Origin of the sequence: Glaciimonas sp. PCH181, from assembly GCF_003056055.1 — a bacterium.
Classification (GTDB): Bacteria; Pseudomonadota; Gammaproteobacteria; order Burkholderiales; family Burkholderiaceae_D; genus Glaciimonas.
The window spans coordinates 189,657-205,765 of sequence record NZ_PYFP01000001.1 but is presented as its reverse complement, the minus strand read 5'-3'; the positions used below and the strand labels follow the sequence as shown (position 1 = coordinate 205,765).

Annotated in this window: 15 protein-coding genes and 2 tRNA genes; 8 read left to right on the top strand and 9 right to left on the bottom strand. The window is 49.2% G+C overall.

Annotated features, from left to right (window positions below; all coding sequences use genetic code 11):
- Positions 1–86: 86 nt before the first annotated feature.
- Positions 87–407, bottom strand: a complete 321-nt coding sequence (locus C7W93_RS00940; protein ID WP_108440399.1) for a cupredoxin domain-containing protein — start codon at positions 405–407, stop codon at positions 87–89.
- Between the two features lie 142 nt (positions 408–549).
- A complete protein-coding gene (locus C7W93_RS00935; RefSeq protein ID WP_108438346.1) occupies positions 550–1,104 on the bottom strand; it encodes an iron transporter in 555 nt (184 codons plus the stop codon).
- Positions 1,105–1,398: 294 nt separating this feature from the next.
- On the opposite strand from C7W93_RS00935, the gene C7W93_RS00930 reads away from it, so the two are divergent.
- Positions 1,399–1,475, top strand: a tRNA-Arg gene (locus tag C7W93_RS00930).
- A gap of 208 nt (positions 1,476–1,683) precedes the next feature.
- Positions 1,684–1,760: transfer RNA gene (locus tag C7W93_RS00925), tRNA-Arg, on the top strand.
- Positions 1,761–1,951: 191 nt separating this feature from the next.
- On the opposite strand, the gene C7W93_RS00920 is transcribed toward C7W93_RS00925, so the two are convergent.
- Positions 1,952–2,239 carry a hypothetical protein gene (locus tag C7W93_RS00920; RefSeq protein WP_108438345.1) on the bottom strand — a complete coding sequence of 96 codons (288 nt, stop codon included), beginning with the start codon at positions 2,237–2,239 and terminating at the stop codon, positions 1,952–1,954.
- A gap of 171 nt (positions 2,240–2,410) precedes the next feature.
- Between C7W93_RS00920 and ompR the strand changes: the two genes are divergently transcribed.
- Entirely contained in the window at positions 2,411–3,166 is a 756-nt protein-coding gene (gene ompR / locus C7W93_RS00915) for a two-component system response regulator OmpR (protein ID WP_108438344.1), read from the top strand.
- Position 3,167: 1 nt separating this feature from the next.
- Positions 3,168–4,520, top strand: coding sequence for an ATP-binding protein (locus C7W93_RS00910; RefSeq protein ID WP_108438343.1), 1,353 nt, complete (start codon positions 3,168–3,170; stop codon positions 4,518–4,520).
- 37 nt (positions 4,521–4,557) lie between these two features.
- Here the strand turns inward: C7W93_RS00910 and ispF are convergent, their stop codons facing one another.
- Both ispF and ispD read right to left on the bottom strand, forming a co-directional pair.
- Positions 4,558–5,049, bottom strand: coding sequence for a 2-C-methyl-D-erythritol 2,4-cyclodiphosphate synthase (ispF, locus tag C7W93_RS00905; RefSeq protein WP_108438342.1), 492 nt, complete (start codon positions 5,047–5,049; stop codon positions 4,558–4,560).
- Positions 5,046–5,783: a 2-C-methyl-D-erythritol 4-phosphate cytidylyltransferase gene (ispD, locus tag C7W93_RS00900; protein ID WP_108438341.1), complete on the bottom strand. Its 738-nt coding sequence runs from the start codon at positions 5,781–5,783 to the stop codon at positions 5,046–5,048. Before ispD ends, ispF begins: the two co-directional genes overlap by 4 nt.
- Positions 5,784–6,247: 464 nt before the next feature.
- Here ispD and mfd point away from each other — a divergent pair, with 464 nt between their 5' ends.
- The 4 genes from mfd (at position 6,248) to C7W93_RS00880 (ending at position 11,822) form a co-directional block, all read left to right on the top strand.
- Entirely contained in the window at positions 6,248–9,763 is a 3,516-nt protein-coding gene (gene mfd / locus C7W93_RS00895) for a transcription-repair coupling factor (protein ID WP_108438340.1), read from the top strand.
- 100 nt (positions 9,764–9,863) lie between these two features.
- Positions 9,864–10,706: a phosphoserine phosphatase SerB gene (gene serB / locus C7W93_RS00890; RefSeq protein ID WP_108438339.1), complete on the top strand. Its 843-nt coding sequence runs from the start codon at positions 9,864–9,866 to the stop codon at positions 10,704–10,706.
- Positions 10,707–10,908: 202 nt separating this feature from the next.
- Entirely contained in the window at positions 10,909–11,271 is a 363-nt protein-coding gene (locus tag C7W93_RS00885) for a hypothetical protein (protein WP_108438338.1), read from the top strand.
- 14 nt (positions 11,272–11,285) lie between these two features.
- Positions 11,286–11,822, top strand: a complete 537-nt coding sequence (locus C7W93_RS00880) for a GNAT family N-acetyltransferase (protein WP_108438337.1) — start codon at positions 11,286–11,288, stop codon at positions 11,820–11,822.
- Between the two features lie 38 nt (positions 11,823–11,860).
- On the opposite strand, the gene C7W93_RS00875 is transcribed toward C7W93_RS00880, so the two are convergent.
- The 4 genes from C7W93_RS00875 to phaR form a co-directional block, all read right to left on the bottom strand.
- Positions 11,861–13,024 carry a cystathionine beta-lyase gene (locus tag C7W93_RS00875; protein WP_108438336.1) on the bottom strand — a complete coding sequence of 388 codons (1,164 nt, stop codon included), beginning with the start codon at positions 13,022–13,024 and terminating at the stop codon, positions 11,861–11,863.
- 109 nt (positions 13,025–13,133) lie between these two features.
- Positions 13,134–13,619, bottom strand: a complete 486-nt coding sequence (locus C7W93_RS00870) for a hypothetical protein (protein ID WP_108438335.1) — start codon at positions 13,617–13,619, stop codon at positions 13,134–13,136.
- Positions 13,616–14,989, bottom strand: a complete 1,374-nt coding sequence (gene rimO / locus C7W93_RS00865; protein WP_108438334.1) for a 30S ribosomal protein S12 methylthiotransferase RimO — start codon at positions 14,987–14,989, stop codon at positions 13,616–13,618. Before rimO ends, C7W93_RS00870 begins: the two co-directional genes overlap by 4 nt.
- A gap of 345 nt (positions 14,990–15,334) precedes the next feature.
- Entirely contained in the window at positions 15,335–15,898 is a 564-nt protein-coding gene (gene phaR / locus C7W93_RS00860) for a polyhydroxyalkanoate synthesis repressor PhaR (RefSeq protein WP_108438333.1), read from the bottom strand.
- Positions 15,899–16,109: the final 211 nt, after the last annotated feature.

Below are 16,109 nucleotides of genomic sequence, written 5' to 3'. Positions count from 1 at the left end.
ATCGCAATTTTCAACTGCCTAACCGCCACGACCAAAGTCAAGAAAAAATGTTAGACCTGATACATAACTGCGCTTTGTCAACGCTGCTATTTAGCGACAATCAAGCCCTTCGCGTTTGGATGAAAATCGTCAAAGAATTTATATTCACCCGGCGATAACGGTGCAATGACTACAAATGAATCTGCACCCGGTGCAAGCACTTTTTCCTTACGCAACTGGACACTTTCAAACTCAACAGCAGAAGTACCGGTGTTATGAACTTCAATCTTGATTTTCTTACCAGCAGGAACTTCAATTCGCGCTGGCGTTAACACACCATCTTTCATCTCCAGTTTGAACGTCGGCAGATCTGCCCCCAATGAAGCCCCCGCAGCAACCAACAAACCCAAGGTAAATAACACACGCATTTTTTGCACCAACATCGATATCACTCCCGATCGAAAAAGCTTATTTGACGCTGCTAAATGTGCGCTTGATTACAAGACCAGCGCAAGACCATTGCAAGGCCGCTATGGTCCCGCGCACACCCATTTAGTAACAGATCAGCATTTAATAGCCGCCCTTTTTACCGACACCAGCAAACACAAAATCGTAACTGACTTCAAACGGCTTAAACCACGGAGCAACACCGGTTTCCTTATCAACGTGACGGCCAAAATGTGCATGCTCATTTGCAGACGGCGGCGAGATCATCATCTTTAACGTATATTTACCCGGACCGGCCAGCTTAACGTTATCGCCATAATGCGGACCATCGGTGGCGACCATAGGCATCATGTCGCCTTTAATTACTTGCTTAGAACCTGCCTTAGTAAACTGATACGCAATCACCAGATTGGGCATCCAATCACCTTCTGCGAAACCATTTGGATTATTTTTTACCGCATGGATGTCTGCTTCGACATGAATGTCGGAGTCTTCCGCCTTGCGCATCATGCCTTCAGGTTCCATCTTGGTAGGCTGTAAATAGACAGCAGCTACTTCCAGACCATTAAGAATCTGTGGCTTACCAATCGGATACTCTGCAGCAACTGCACTGCCGACAAAGCTTGCAGTTAATACCGAAGCCACCAATAAAAATTTCGCATTAAATTTCAGTCGCATTACGTGAACCTTTCCTGAATAGTAAATGATAATGATTATTGTTTGATTGTATCATCGTGCCGATCCTCGTGACCCAACTACAATGAAATTTGCGTAATCATATGTTCAAAATTCAACCAAAGCCGTCCGAATGACCATCAAAGCCAAACCAGAAAAAGCGCATGCACCGATCGGCAACTATTGTTGTTACTTACAGCCCAAAACCGCTAAAAAATTCTTTTCTTCATAAATCATGATTCATTCGCAATATATCTCTTTCAAAATTGAAATAGCTCAGCTATAATTTTGTCTTTCGCGGCTGTAGCTCAGCTGGATAGAGTACTTGGCTACGAACCAAGGGGTCGTGGGTTCGATTCCTGCCAGCCGCACCAGAAAACAAAACGGTTGCAAGAGAAATCTTGCAACCGTTTTCTGGTTTACAGCAGCCGAAATGACTAGACCCAATATTTCATGGAATCAAAGCTATTAACGGCGGATGAGGTAATTTTCGGCGGTAAAAAAACCATCATTCAGCGCGAATAATATTTCTCCACAATTTTTACCCATTTAAACAAAATACATATACAATGCTGCTCTTTCGCGGCTGTAGCTCAGCTGGATAGAGTACTTGGCTACGAACCAAGGGGTCGTGGGTTCGATTCCTGCCAGCCGCACCAGAAAATATAGGGGTTGCAAGAGAAATCTTGCAACCCCTTTCTGGTTTACAACTTTATATACTACAAATACCCGCTACTCTTCAAAATTCGATGAAAAAAGCCGATGATTTTCGTCATCGGCTTTTTTATTTCATCAAAAGTAGGAGAATTTCAAACGATCAGTTAAGTAAAAACATCTTCAGATTAGTGAATCAGCGTCGCGGAGGATAAAGATCACGCCCAACCTCATTAATTTGTTGACGTAATGCACGTCGCTCATCTGGCGATAAACGGCCACGCGGAACGGCTTGACCTGCATCTTTGTTGCCACGGTCATTCTGCCACTCCGGAGCACGACTACTATCGCGCTGAGGTTCATAATGTTGCGGAGCGCGTTGTTGCGGCTGCTCCTCGCGCTGACGATCGGAGCGTGCACTAGCACTCACCGCCGCAGCCAGGAGCAACAAACAAAGACTCATTTTCCGGAACATCATATTCATAACGTTTTTCTTCTGTGAATGCTGGATAACGGTTAAGATTTACCCGTCACAATCCAAGTGTAAGCCCACGCACTTTTTGCTATAAGAGGTATTTGGTAAAGTTTGTAACACTTTGTAATTCATGCTCTTCCGGTATATTTTTGTTGTGCCCTCTGACGTTACCATACGACTATGAATACTCCCAACACCCCAACGCAAACCGCTAACGCGCATCAGTATAAGATTCTTGTGGTCGATGATGATATCCGCCTGCGAGATTTATTGCGTCGCTATTTGACTGAACAAGGCTTTCAGGTTGTCACCGCCGAAAATGCACAGGCAATGAACAAGCTGTGGATACGCGAGCGTTATGATCTGTTAGTACTGGATTTAATGCTACCGGGCGAAGATGGCCTTGCCATTTGTCGACGCTTGCGCGGTGCTGGCGACCAGACCCCTATCATTATGCTGACCGCGAAAGGCGAAGATGTGGACAGGATCGTCGGCCTCGAAATGGGTGCTGACGATTATCTGCCAAAACCGTTTAATCCCCGTGAGTTGGTCGCCCGCATCGGCGCAGTCTTACGCCGCAAAGGCCCTGACGAGTTACCGGGCGCGCCGTCCGAAACGCCGCAATCGTTTGAGTTCGGCGAATTTATTCTCGATCTGGGCACGCGCTCATTAAAGAAAAGCGGCGAATCGGTGCCACTGACAACCGGAGAGTTTTCGGTCCTCAAAGTATTTGCCCGACACGCACGTCAGCCTTTATCGCGTGAGAAATTAATGGAATTAGCACGCGGTCGCGAATATGAAGTATTTGATCGCAGTCTCGATGTACAAATTTCACGGCTACGTAAACTAATCGAGCCTGATCCTGCCAATCCGCTGTATATCCAGACCGTATGGGGTCTGGGCTACGTCTTTATCCCAGAAGGACAGCCACGCTGATATGACCACACCTCACCGCTTGGCTTGGCTAAAGAGCGGGTTGCTGTGGCGCACCTTCTTTTTAATGGCTTTCCTTATCACCGTTAGCATGGTGGTATGGGTCGCCAGTTTTCGTATTGTTGAGCGCGGCCCGCGCGCGCAACAATTGGCCGCACAAATAATTTCGGTCGTCACCATTACGCGTGCCGCCCTCACCCACTCTGCCCCTGACCTGCGCCGAGAGTTGCTGTTCGACCTCGCCAGCAATGAAGGGATACGCATTTATCCGCTGGAAGAAAACGATAAAATTGAACCGCCGCCGGATAGTGCGGTGATGCCGGAACTCGAAGCCGAAGTACGGGCGCGCTTAGGAAATGAAACGAAATTTTCTGCCAGTGTTAACGATATCGGCGGCTTTTGGATTAGCTTTACGATAGATGAAGATCAATACTGGCTGATGCTGGACCGCGATCGCGTTGAGCGTAGCTCCGGCTTCCAATGGTTTCAATGGGCTACCGCCGCCATGCTGTTATCGCTATTGGGGGCGATGTTTGTCTCTGCGTTAATTAACCAGCCACTGGCGCGACTGACCGCCGCCACGCGGGCAGTCGCCAAAGGTGAGCAGCCAGACCGCTTGCCTGAAACCGGCCCGACCGAAATTGAAGAAGCGAATCGCAGCTTTAATCAAATGGTGGACGATTTACAACGCGTCGATGCTGACCGTGCAATTATTCTGGCAGGCATTTCGCACGATTTGCGAACGCCTATTTCGCGGATGCTGCTTGAAGTTGAGATGGCCTACTTATCAGACGAAGCACGCACTGGCATGCAGTCCGATCTGGCGCAAATGGATGGCATTATCGGTCAATTTCTTGATTACGCTAAACCCACGGACATCAGCAGTTTTACCGCTATCGATATGACTGACTTCCTGCGCGACGTTGAGCAAAATGCGGCGCGCCATACCGATGTCGAGATACATTCAAGAATCGCAGAAAACTTGTACGTCGAAGGAAATGAAACAGAGTTACGCCGCGTTTTCACCAATCTCATCGAAAATGCCCGCCGATATGGCAAAGCCGACGATGCTACAGTCGTCGTTATCGATGTCACCGCGACACTGCAGCACGACAAAATATTGATCGATATTTCTGATCACGGTCCTGGTGTACCAGAGGATGAAATGGAGCGTTTACTCAGACCATTTACACGGCTGGATACGGCACGCGGACAAGCAAATGGATCGGGCTTAGGACTGGCCATCGTCAATCGCGTAGTCAAGCGCCACAATGGAAAACTAAAACTCTACAATCGTAGCGGCGGCGGGTTATCAGTTCAAATCACTCTGCCATTAGCCCGCAACGGGGGCAAGTAGCGTTACACGGATACGCTACTTTGCTTAACAAAAATGTTTATAGCCGAAATAGCAGTACCACCGCCTCGGCTGCAATGCCCTCTTCTCTTCCGAGGTAGCCGAGTCTTTCGTTAGTTTTTGCTTTTACATTCACCTGACCCGAAGAGATACCGCAATCGTCCGCAATTTGCGACACCATCAGAGGAATATGCGGCGCCATTTTCGGTGCTTGCGCAATGATAGTGCAATCGATATTGCCCACTCCAAAACCTGACACGCTGATGCGACGGACCGTCTCGCGCAATAATTTACGGGAATCGGCACCAGCAAACTGACTATCCGTATCAGGAAAATGGCGACCGATATCACCTAGACCAGCGGCCCCGAATAGCGCATCAATAATGGCGTGCAGCAACACATCGGCATCCGAGTGCCCCATCAATCCAGTGCGATGAGGAATAGTGACACCGCCGATAATCAATAACCGGCCCTCGACCAACGCATGGCAGTCGTAGCCCTGCCCAATACGAAATCCTGCTTGAAAACTCATACTTTCCCCCTCAAAAACATTTCTGCCAATGCAACGTCGTGCGGCAACGTCACTTTAAAATTAGACGGACTTCCCTCTACCAGCTTTGGCTGAAGACCGAGCATTTCGACCGCGCTCGCATCATCTGTAATAGGCTTCGCCCCATCCAACGCGCTAACCAATGCCCGATGCAATAAAGCGTAGCGAAACATTTGCGGCGTTTGCGCTGCCCATAATGCGGTGCGCGATACGGTCTCCCGCACCCGCGTGCCCGTGGTATCCGGTTTTCGGTCATCAAGTACTTCACTACGCTTGAGCGTATCGACCACCGGCAATGCCAATAAGCCGCCGACTGCATCATCATGCAACGCATCAATCAAATGCTCAATCAACGCCACAGTTAGTCCGGGGCGCGCAGCATCATGTACCAACACCCAATCGTCGTTAGTCAACAGATTACCTATGGCCTTCAGCCCATTCAGCACCGATAAATGACGACTCTCGCCCCCCTGATAAAGCACCGTTACCCGATCTTTCAAAGCGGGCGCAATCGTCATCATATCGGCGATATAGCCGTCTTCGGCACTTACCACAACGAAAGTATGCGTAATCGCGCTGCAGGCAGCAAAGGTATCCAGTACATGCCGCAGCATGGCCTTGCCAGCAAGCGGCAAATATTGTTTAGGAAATGCGGTTCCCATGCGAGCGCCAACACCAGCAGCAGGAATCAGAGCAAAGTTACGTGACGATGTCATGCGATGCACTATTGAAAATAAAAAAAGGAAAATTTAATCTGACATTACAACCGTGCCATACGCGGCGTCCAGCCTGTGCAAAATATCTAACCGGCCGAGACTCGCCAAAGATGCCATGACCAAATAAAGTCATCACACTATTTGGCTTTCAAAAATGCAGCCAATCTCGACAAAAAACGGGTAATCAGGCTGACGAATAGACAATTGGTGCGTGGTTTATAATGTTGCTCTGAATTTTAACTGGCTATGCTAGTAAATTGTGGCTTTTTTGTCCTCCATCAGACGCATTATCTTGAAGTCAGAATATGAACCGCAGCCATTGTTAAAGCTGCTATCGTAATCGGCAAGATTCCGCTGAACCGATGCCTGCTCGCGTGGGCCGGGATGTTGAACAGCACAAGCGCTTTGATCATCACCGTGTAGTTAGTTCTTGAATAGGTTCTCACATCAAAACCCACAGCCCGATGCATTTTGATCTAGAAAAATCTCTGCCTAAGCCCGGAGCGCGTTTTGCGCTGCCAAACTTACATGGCTCCGCCGATGCCTATGCGCTGGCACACGCCGCGCTGGCGCTCAAAGCGCGCAAACAGATGCTGACGATCGTGGTGGCAAACGCCACCGATGCGCAACGTTTGCTATCGGAAATTCCATGGTTTGCCGGGCAACAGCAGAATGAAGCCGACGCCACAAGCGAGAGCAAAAAAGGAAAGCACGACACCACCTCACATCAGCAAGCCCCGAAGATTCAAAGCAATCTGCGCTGCCATTTGCTGCCAGATTGGGAAACACTGCCTTACGATGCGTTTTCGCCGCATCAGGATTTGGTCTCAGAGCGTCTTGCCACACTATACGAAGTTCAGAATGGTCATTGCGATGTATTGATCGTACCGGCAACGACCGCACTGGTACGGATGGCACCGCCGTCATTCATCGCCGCTTATACTTTCTTTTTTAAACAAGGTGAAACGCTCGACGAAACACGTCTAAAGTCACAATTAACGTTAGCGGGCTACAGCCACGTCACCCAAGTTATATCGCCCGGCGAATATTCTGTTCGCGGCGGTTTGATCGATATTTTTCCGATGGGATCGGTATTACCGTACCGGATTGATTTGTTCGGCGACACCATCGAGACTATCCGCACCTTTGACGCCGATACGCAACGCTCTTTATATCCCGTTAAAGAAATACGCTTGCTGCCTGGCCGCGAATTTCCTATGGATGACAAAGCCCGCACCGCCTTTCGCAGTCGCTGGCGCGAAGTGTTCGAAGGCGATCCATCCCGCTCGGCCATCTATAAAGATATCGGCAACGGGATCGCCTCAGCCGGGATCGAATATTATCTGCCGCTGTTTTTCGACGGCACCGCAACCTTGTTCGAGTACCTTCCAAGCACGACCACTTTCGCGCTGGTTGGCGATATCAATGACGCTATTACGCGCTTCTGGAGCGATACCCAGTCACGCTACAAGTTTTTAAAATCAGATAGAGAACGACCATTACTCGCGCCAGAAACGATCTTTCTCAGCGATGAAGACTTTTTTACCTTAGCCAAACCGCACGGACGCTGGATCATTCAAGCCAGCGACAGTGCGTCGGAATTATCGGCCCCGATACCGAACATCGCTGTTAATCGTCGCGTCGATGATCCGCTGACTAATTTGCGCTCTTACTTGCTGCAAAGCAATCTTCGCGTTCTGATCTGCGCAGAGTCCAACGGTCGCCGCGAGACGCTGCAACAGTATTTCAACGAATACAATCTCTCGCTGACACTCTCTGAAAGCTATGCTGATTTCGTGACCTCGTCAGCGAAATTGATGCTGGGCGTCGCACCGCTGCATGCGGGATTTGAACTCAACGATGTTGCCTTTATCACCGAAACTGAGCTTTACGCTGGTTCAGGGCGTCGTATCGGCAAGAAGAAACAAGAAGGCGCGACGCAAGTCGAGTCGATGGTCCGCGATTTATCCGAACTCAAAATCGGCGATCCGGTGGTTCATATTCATCACGGTATCGGCCGCTATATGGGGTTGACCAGTATGGATCTGGGCGAAGGCGAAACCGAATTCCTGCATCTGGAATACGCGAAAGATACGAAACTATACGTTCCAGTATCGCAATTGCACGTCATTTCACGTTATTCCGGCGCATCGCCAGAGGATGCGCCTTTGCATGCTCTTGGCTCCGGCCAATGGGAAAAAGCCAAGCGCAAAGCAGCGCAACAAGTCCGGGACACCGCTGCAGAACTACTCAATTTGTATGCGCGCCGCGCTCTGCGTCAGGGCCACACGTTTGAGTATTCGGCCCACGATTACGCTACTTTTGCCGAAAGTTTCGGCTTCGAAGAGACTGCCGATCAAGCCGCCGCCATTAGCGCTGTCATCGGCGATATGACCAGCGGCAAACCGATGGACCGCTTAATTTGCGGCGACGTTGGTTTCGGCAAAACCGAAGTCGCCTTGCGCGCTACTTTTGTAGCGGTGTTGGGCGGCAAACAGGTCGCGATTCTGGCACCGACAACGCTGCTCGCAGAGCAACATGCCCAGACGTTTGCCGACCGTTTTGCCGACTGGCCGGTAAAAATTGCAGAGCTATCGCGCTTCCGATCTGGCAAAGAGATCACGCAGGCGATGAAAGGGATGGAGGACGGTACGATCGATATCGTCATCGGCACGCATAAACTGTTATCCGATGACGTCAAATTTGCCCGTCTGGGTCTGGTCATCATTGATGAAGAACATCGCTTCGGTGTACGTCAAAAAGAAGCGCTAAAGTCGTTGCGGGCCGAGGTCGATGTACTGACACTCACCGCCACGCCGATTCCTCGCACGCTTGGCATGGCGCTTGAGGGACTACGCGATTTTTCCATTATTGCGACCGCACCGCAAAAACGTCTGGCGATCAAAACTTTTGTTCGTAGCGAAGATGAATCGACCATCCGCGAAGCCTGTTTGCGAGAGCTCAAGCGCGGCGGTCAAGTCTACTTTTTGCACAATGAAGTCGATACCATTGAAAACCGTAGAGCCATGCTGGAAGTATTGCTACCGGAAGCACGGATTGCCATCGCGCACGGCCAAATGCACGAACGTGATCTGGAAAAAGTAATGCGTGATTTCGTCGCCCAGCGCTTCAATATTTTGCTGTGCACCACGATTATTGAGACCGGTATCGACGTACCAACCGCCAATACCATCATCATGCATCGGGCAGACAAATTCGGACTGGCCCAATTACATCAGTTACGCGGTCGCGTTGGTCGTTCGCATCATCAAGCGTATGCTTATTTGCTGGTCCATGACGTGCAAGGACTAACCAAGCTTGCACAGCGCCGCCTCGACGCCATCCAGCAAATGGAAGAGCTCGGTAGCGGTTTTTATCTGGCGATGCACGATCTGGAAATCCGCGGTGCTGGCGAAGTACTAGGCGACAACCAATCAGGCGAAATGCACGAAATTGGTTTCCAACTCTATTCAGACATGCTCAACGAGGCCGTCCGCTCACTCAAAAATGGGAAAGAACCTGATCTGGCAGCGCCACTGTCCACTATGACAGAAATCAACCTGCATGTACCGGCCTTGCTTCCCAATGAGTATTGCGGCGATGTGCACGAACGATTATCGCTTTACAAGCGTCTGGCAAATTGCAATGCGCAGGACAAGATTGATGATCTTCAAGAGGAATTGATCGATCGCTTCGGCAAATTGCCCGATCCGGCCAAAGCGCTCATCGAAACCCATCGGCTGCGGGTGGCTGCAAAGCCGGTTGGCATCATTAAAATCGATGCCCATTCCGAAGCGGCTTTGCTACAATTCGCGCCGAATCCACCAATCGACGCCATGCGTATCATTGAGTTAATTCAAAAAAATCGGCATATCAAACTCAATGGGCAGGATAAATTGCGCATTACAATCAACATGCCCGATCTGAGCGCCCGTGTAAATCAAATCAAGACAACCATCCGGGCACTGATCGGCCAGTAAAAAACATAGCAGCAATCATAAGCCGACCAACATAGGGGTCGGCGAATTGAAATATTTTTTAATAGACCACCGCGATAAAGAACGCCGAAAGACAGATAACATGCATCTCATCCTCCAAAGCCTTAGCCCAGACAGCTCCGCCGCCAACGCAATCGCCACCTTGTCAGCCGCAAGCAAAATTACGCTCATCTCGCCAACAGTCTGGCGCTGCGAGGATGTCATTTATTCGGATGACCTGAAGGCGCAGATTGATGCAGCCTGTCATGCGGCGCAACTGGACTATGCCTTCGTGCCGCCCACGCGCAAATTGTCTGATTTCAAGCTGTTAGCAATGGATATGGATTCAACTCTGATCAACATCGAATGCATCGATGAAATCGCGGATATGTACGGCCTCAAACCGCAGGTATCGGAAATCACTGAAGCCGCGATGCGAGGTGAGTTGGAATTTAACGAGAGTTTGCTGCGTCGGGTAGCTTTGCTAAAAGGTTTGGATGCGTCCGCTTTGCAGCGTGTCTATGACGAACGCTTACAGCTTTCGCCCGGCGCTGAAAAAATGCTGGCCGCAATTCAGGCAGCTGGCATCAAGACCCTTTTGGTTTCGGGCGGTTTTACTTTTTTTACCGATCGCATAAAGGCCCGCCTGAGCCTTGATGTCACCCACGCCAATCAATTGGAAATCGTCGACGGCAAACTGACGGGCAAAGTGATCGGTGGCATTGTGAATGCAGATGAAAAACAACGCACCGTAGAACGTGTTTGTGCCGAGCTAGGCATTACTGCGCAGCAGACCATCGTCATGGGCGACGGTGCGAATGACTTGAAGATGATGGGTATCGCCGGTCTCTCCGTGGCTTTTCGTGCTAAGCCGGTCGTCCGCGCGCAAGCAAATCTGGCCTTGAATTTTGTCGGATTAGACGGCATCTTGCCAATATTGGCCTGATTGGGATTGTCATTAAATCGCCTCAGTAGCGACCGTCTCGAAACTTACCGAGGAAGAATGTATCAAAGCGGATGTGTCGAGGTGACCCGCTCACCTCGACGCCAAAACCTCGATCAGCCAATACGGTTTTGCGCAGTCATACTGATAACTACAGCGCATCTATCATTCCTCACCATCATCATTTACTTGAAGGATCGCTACGATGACACAAGAATTAGTATTCGATAACAAGACCCACTCCCTAAAAAATCTCGCATGGTGGCTGTATATATGTCACGGCCTCAGCTTCGTATTTTCCTTAGGTCTGTTTTCTTTTATTCCGCTGATCATCAACTATATAAAACGAGAAGATGCAGCGAACACGTTTATCTATAGTCATCATCAATGGCAAATTCGCTCATTTTGGTGGTATCTGGTATGGGTCATCATCGGCGGCGTTCTATTTGTGACTGTCATCGGCGTCCCCGTAGCATTGCTGATATGGGGAGTTGCGTGGATATGGAAAGCCTATCGCCTGATCAAAGGCTTGCTCGATCTGAATGATAATAAAACTATGCCAGTTTAATCACGATCATTAGCATGACTTCTGACATCAACAAGCCAGCGTTCTCGGTACGGCGCATGTCTGCCGAGGACGTCCCGGCCTTGCTGCAAATCCAAATGGCGTGTTATCCGCCTTCCATGACGGAACCGGAAGCTGTTATTTTGATGCGATTGCAAAGCAGCCAGCAGACTTGCTGGTTGTTAGAGCACGATGACACGCCATCGGCCTATTTATTTAGCTATCCGTCGCACCGGGGGATGGTGACTGCGCTGAACGCGACATTCGAAGTAGCCTCAAATCCAGACTGCCTGTATCTGCATGACCTGGCAGTATCGCCGCGCTTGCGCGGACAGCGCGCCGGGCAAGCACTGGTAAAGACGGCGTTGGCATACGCCCGCAGCGCCGGACTTGGTTCGAGCGCTCTAGTAGCAGTTCAGCAATCCCAGCCTTTTTGGATGGCATTTGGCTATTCGCCCCATCACAACCTATCCACCGAAGCATCAAAAAATCTGCTGAGTTATCAGGTAACCGGCTTCACTAACGCTATTTATATGTTACAGACTCTAAGCTAAATGGCGCGGTTTTCAAAAAACCGCGCCATTTTTTACATTTACAACCGCGATAACGCCTGCTCAATATCGGCGATCAGATCCTGAGTATCTTCCAGTCCAATATTGAAACGCACCAAAATACCCTGATCTTTCCAATCTTTCCGCATGTTCTGCATACGATATGGCACGGCCAGACTGTTCGAACCACCCCAGCTAAAACCAATCTTAAAGAGTTTCAGGCTATCGACAAAGCGATCGGTTTGCTCTTCAGAATAGCGTTTATCAAACAATACAGAGAACAAACCTGCGGCGCCCGTAAAGTCGCGCTTCCATATTTCATGGCCGGGGCAATCTGAAAAAGCCGGATGCAACATTCGCGTAATTTCAGGCCGATTTTTAAACCAGCTGGCCACAATACGGGCACTGGCATCGTGCGCTTCAAAACGCAGTTTCATCGTCGGCAAACTGCGTAAGACGAGATAGACGTCATCCATGCCGACGCCCAAGCCCAGATTATTGAAAGCCGTTTCTACCAACTTGGCCAATGCAGGATCGCGTGTAATAACAGCGCCCATCAGCACATCTGAGCCACCCGATTGATATTTTGTCAGTGCCTGCATGACGATATCAACGCCATGGTCGAAAGCACGAAACGCCAATCCCGCCGACCAGGTATTATCCAGCGCCACCAATACGCCGCGTGCATGCGCAGCAGCACAAATTGCAGGAATATCCGGTATCTCCATCGACACAGATCCCGGCGCTTCGGTCCAGATAAGTTTAGTATTCGCTTGGATCAAATCAGCAATTCCAGCACCGATCATCGGATCGTAATAACGCGAAGTAATCCCAAAATTAGTCGACAACCAATCGCTCAATACCCGATTTGAACCATATACATTGTCCGGCACCAGCACATCGTCGCCACTCTTTAAAAATGCAAAGTCCACCAATGTGATCGCAGCTAAACCACTGGGGGCGAGACGGCAATACTCGCCGCCCTCAATCTGGGCCAACCGCGCTTCTAGCGTGAAAGTGGTCGGGGTTCCGTGCAAACCATAGTTATACGCACTCTTATCGAGCCAATTACGCGCACGCATCGAGGCCACATCCTTAAACAATACAGTCGATGCATGATGGATAGGCACGGTAAATGCACCAAAGCCTGCTGGAGCACTATATTCACTATGGATTAAGGAGGTTTGCGGCGATTTTTTGGTCATGTGGCGTTACCCGGTTGATGAATACCTCGCCGCGATTGACACGGCTTTATCGGATGATGAGGACATGCAGAATGTTTTTGCATGTCCTATTTTATTTGGCGCTAAATTGCTATCGCGAGGATGCTGGAAGAACTTTTAAAACAAACGATTTTGTGATCGCATCATCGATAGTCGACCAGGTGCCGCTGAAAGAGACACCATCGAACTTGCCGGACCATTCACCGGATACATCCTTGCCGTTTATCGACTCTTCCATTATTACATCGCTGCCCTCGTACTCGCCAGCTACTAGCACTTTGGAAGTTTGTCCAATGATGAAATATGTGCCTTGCAAGCCCTCGGTTGGGTCCGGCTTTAATTGCAGATGCATTTCAATCGTCGCATCACCCAACGTACCGCGCAACGTGAGTGGCTTGGCAAACAGATCGCCAGATACTGGCGCCTGAGCAGCCACTGGCGTAACTGTCGTTGAGTTCGCCGCAGCAGCCTGCCGGGCAACAGCACCCGCAACTGGCGCTGCGTATCCAAAAGGTAAAGCCGCGAATAATGTCGCCGTTAAAACAGCGCGACAAACAACACGATGCCTTTTCGTCATGCAGCTCCCCATAAATCATGAGAATCTGCAGCGGTGATGGTGACGTCGACAAACTCACCAATGACTAATTTTTTATGTGGTTCGAACGGCGGCTTAACATACACCACGCCGTCGATTTCCGGCGCATCGGCACTGGAGCGGCCAACACCACCGCTACGATCAATCGCATCGATCAATACGCGCATGGTTTTGCCCACTTTGGCTTGCAGGCGTTTCTTGGAAATTTCTTCCTGCAACAACATAACGCGACCACGCCGCTCTTCGCGCAATTCTTCCGGCACAGGATTAGCGATATCGTTAGCCGTTGCTCCCTCAACCGGCGAATAAGCAAAGCAGCCCAGACGATCAATCTCAACTTCTTTCAAGAAATCCAGCAAATATTCAAACTCTGCTTCGGTTTCACCGGGGAAGCCTGCGATGAACGTCGATCGAATAGTGATATCGGGACACATGGCACGCCAGGCCTGGATACGCTCGATATTTTTTTCGCCATTAGCAGGACGCTTCATCCGCTTCAATACATCTGGGTGCGCATGCTGCAATGGCACGTCCAGATATGGCAAGATTTTTCCTTCTGCCATCAGCGGAATGATTCGGTCGACATGTGGATATGGATAGACATAATGCAAACGTACCCATGCACCGTATTGGCTAGCCAAATCGCCCAAAGCCGTCACTAACTGCGTCATGTGGGTTTTGACCGGTTTACCATTCCAAAAACCCATGCGGAATTTAACATCGACACCATAGGCGCTTGTATCTTGTGAAATAACCAATAATTCTTTGACACCGGCTTTGAAAAGATTTTCTGCTTCCAACATAATATCGGCGATTGGGCGCGATACCAGATCACCGCGCATCGATGGAATAATGCAAAAACTACAACGATGATTACAGCCTTCAGAGATTTTCAGATACGCAAAATGTTTCGGCGTCAGCTTCACGCCTTGCGATGGGACTAAATCAAAGAATGGTGCGTGCGGCTTTGGCAAATGCTTATGTACTGCAAACATCACTTCAGCCAGCGCATGAGGACCGGTAACTTCCAGAACCTTCGGATGGATTTTGGTGATGATATCGTCACCAGCCGCATCTTTCTTCGCCCCTAAACAACCAGTGACAATCACCTTGCCATTTTCGCTGAGAGCTTCACCGATAGCGTCCAGAGACTCTTGCACAGCGGCGTCGATAAAGCCGCAAGTATTTACGATTACGAGATCGGCACCATCGTATGACTTGGCAGTCTCGTAGCCTTCAGCACGTAATTGGGTAAGGATTTGCTCGGAGTCGACTAGAGCCTTCGGGCATCCGAGGGAGACGAAACCAACTTTAGGGGCGGCCGGAGGGGCTGCTGGAGTAACATTTGACATGGCGGAGAAATGGGGGGACAAAGCGAAGGCGCTATTGTACCCCTTCCGCTGACATGGTCGCCTCAGAACCTGCTTAAGTTCTCAAAGCGCAAGATAGTGTTGGATTAAATCCTGGTTTGGCATGCTTAATTTTGGAGGCAGTGCTGCGCTTTTATGCAGCTACTGACCAACTCGCCGACCAATTCAGGTCAGCAAATTAGCTCAAAATAGTAAATTCCCAGCTAGCAGCACACATTTGCGTTATTGCTATAGCAAGCATTAACGCCTGCATTTAAATCTAGCGAAACCGGATACGCATGGAAATTGACAAAATATTACCAATATCCAATCACTTAAACCTACTTATTATTTTTTGTCTTTTTCTACTACCGGGGGCACGAAAGGAAACGTACCAAACATATTTTTACTTTGATTTTGCATTTTCTCCTGCATTTGTACAAACAGGGTTTTGCTTTGCTCAATGTAATTACTCATCATGCCTTGCATCATTGGCCCCTGAACATTCATAAACTGTGCCCACATCTCAGGGCTAAACGGTTTTCCCTCATAAAAACCTTTTGAGTTTTCAGTGAGTTTGTTTTGAATATCAATGAACGCCTGAATATTTTTTTCCAGATACGATCCCATCATGCCCTGCATCGCATGGCCGTAATAACGAATAATTTGAGATAACGCCGCGCTGGAAAACATCGGCGTGCCGTTAGATTCTTCTTCCAGGATAATTTGCAGCAAAATACTACGCGTCAAATCTTCATCGCTCTTTGCATCGATTACTGCAAAATCTTCGTTATCGAGAACTAATTGCTTTACATCAGTCAATGTGATGTAAGAACTGGTTTGCGTATCGTATAGGCGACGATTTGGATATTTTTTTATCAAGCGCACCGAAATTTTTTTTGTAGTAGTCATAGGAATTTCCAGTTTATCGCGCATTAACGCATTCACATTAAATAAGTAAAGTTAGCAACCTGACACAATGCATGCCACCGGTCGTAGCACGGTGAGCATACATACTATATTGCGCCAATTGCGCCAAATTGTGGGATTAACAGGTTTATTGCAAAACGACCGGTAGACAAAGACCAACTTCGCAACACGTGCAAGGTTGGTCCAGACAGTC

Excerpts from the sequence above, each read along its gene's own strand:
- serB (WP_108438339.1), top strand. The coding sequence starts at position 9,864 with ATGCATCTCATCCTCCAAAGCCTTAGCCCAGACAGCTCCGCCGCCAAC.
- C7W93_RS00940 (WP_108440399.1), bottom strand. The coding sequence starts at position 407 with ATGCGTGTGTTATTTACCTTGGGTTTGTTGGTTGCTGCGGGGGCTTCA.
- mfd (WP_108438340.1), top strand. The coding sequence starts at position 6,248 with ATGCATTTTGATCTAGAAAAATCTCTGCCTAAGCCCGGAGCGCGTTTT.
- ompR (WP_108438344.1), top strand. The coding sequence starts at position 2,411 with ATGAATACTCCCAACACCCCAACGCAAACCGCTAACGCGCATCAGTAT.
- C7W93_RS00880 (WP_108438337.1), top strand. The coding sequence starts at position 11,286 with ATGACTTCTGACATCAACAAGCCAGCGTTCTCGGTACGGCGCATGTCT.
- phaR (WP_108438333.1), bottom strand. The coding sequence starts at position 15,898 with ATGACTACTACAAAAAAAATTTCGGTGCGCTTGATAAAAAAATATCCA.
- C7W93_RS00935 (WP_108438346.1), bottom strand. The coding sequence starts at position 1,104 with ATGCGACTGAAATTTAATGCGAAATTTTTATTGGTGGCTTCGGTATTA.
- ispD (WP_108438341.1), bottom strand. The coding sequence starts at position 5,783 with ATGACATCGTCACGTAACTTTGCTCTGATTCCTGCTGCTGGTGTTGGC.
- C7W93_RS00920 (WP_108438345.1), bottom strand. The coding sequence starts at position 2,239 with ATGAATATGATGTTCCGGAAAATGAGTCTTTGTTTGTTGCTCCTGGCT.
- C7W93_RS00875 (WP_108438336.1), bottom strand. The coding sequence starts at position 13,024 with ATGACCAAAAAATCGCCGCAAACCTCCTTAATCCATAGTGAATATAGT.
- C7W93_RS00870 (WP_108438335.1), bottom strand. The coding sequence starts at position 13,619 with ATGACGAAAAGGCATCGTGTTGTTTGTCGCGCTGTTTTAACGGCGACA.
- ispF (WP_108438342.1), bottom strand. The coding sequence starts at position 5,049 with ATGAGTTTTCAAGCAGGATTTCGTATTGGGCAGGGCTACGACTGCCAT.
- rimO (WP_108438334.1), bottom strand. The coding sequence starts at position 14,989 with ATGTCAAATGTTACTCCAGCAGCCCCTCCGGCCGCCCCTAAAGTTGGT.
- C7W93_RS00885 (WP_108438338.1), top strand. The coding sequence starts at position 10,909 with ATGACACAAGAATTAGTATTCGATAACAAGACCCACTCCCTAAAAAAT.
- C7W93_RS00910 (WP_108438343.1), top strand. The coding sequence starts at position 3,168 with ATGACCACACCTCACCGCTTGGCTTGGCTAAAGAGCGGGTTGCTGTGG.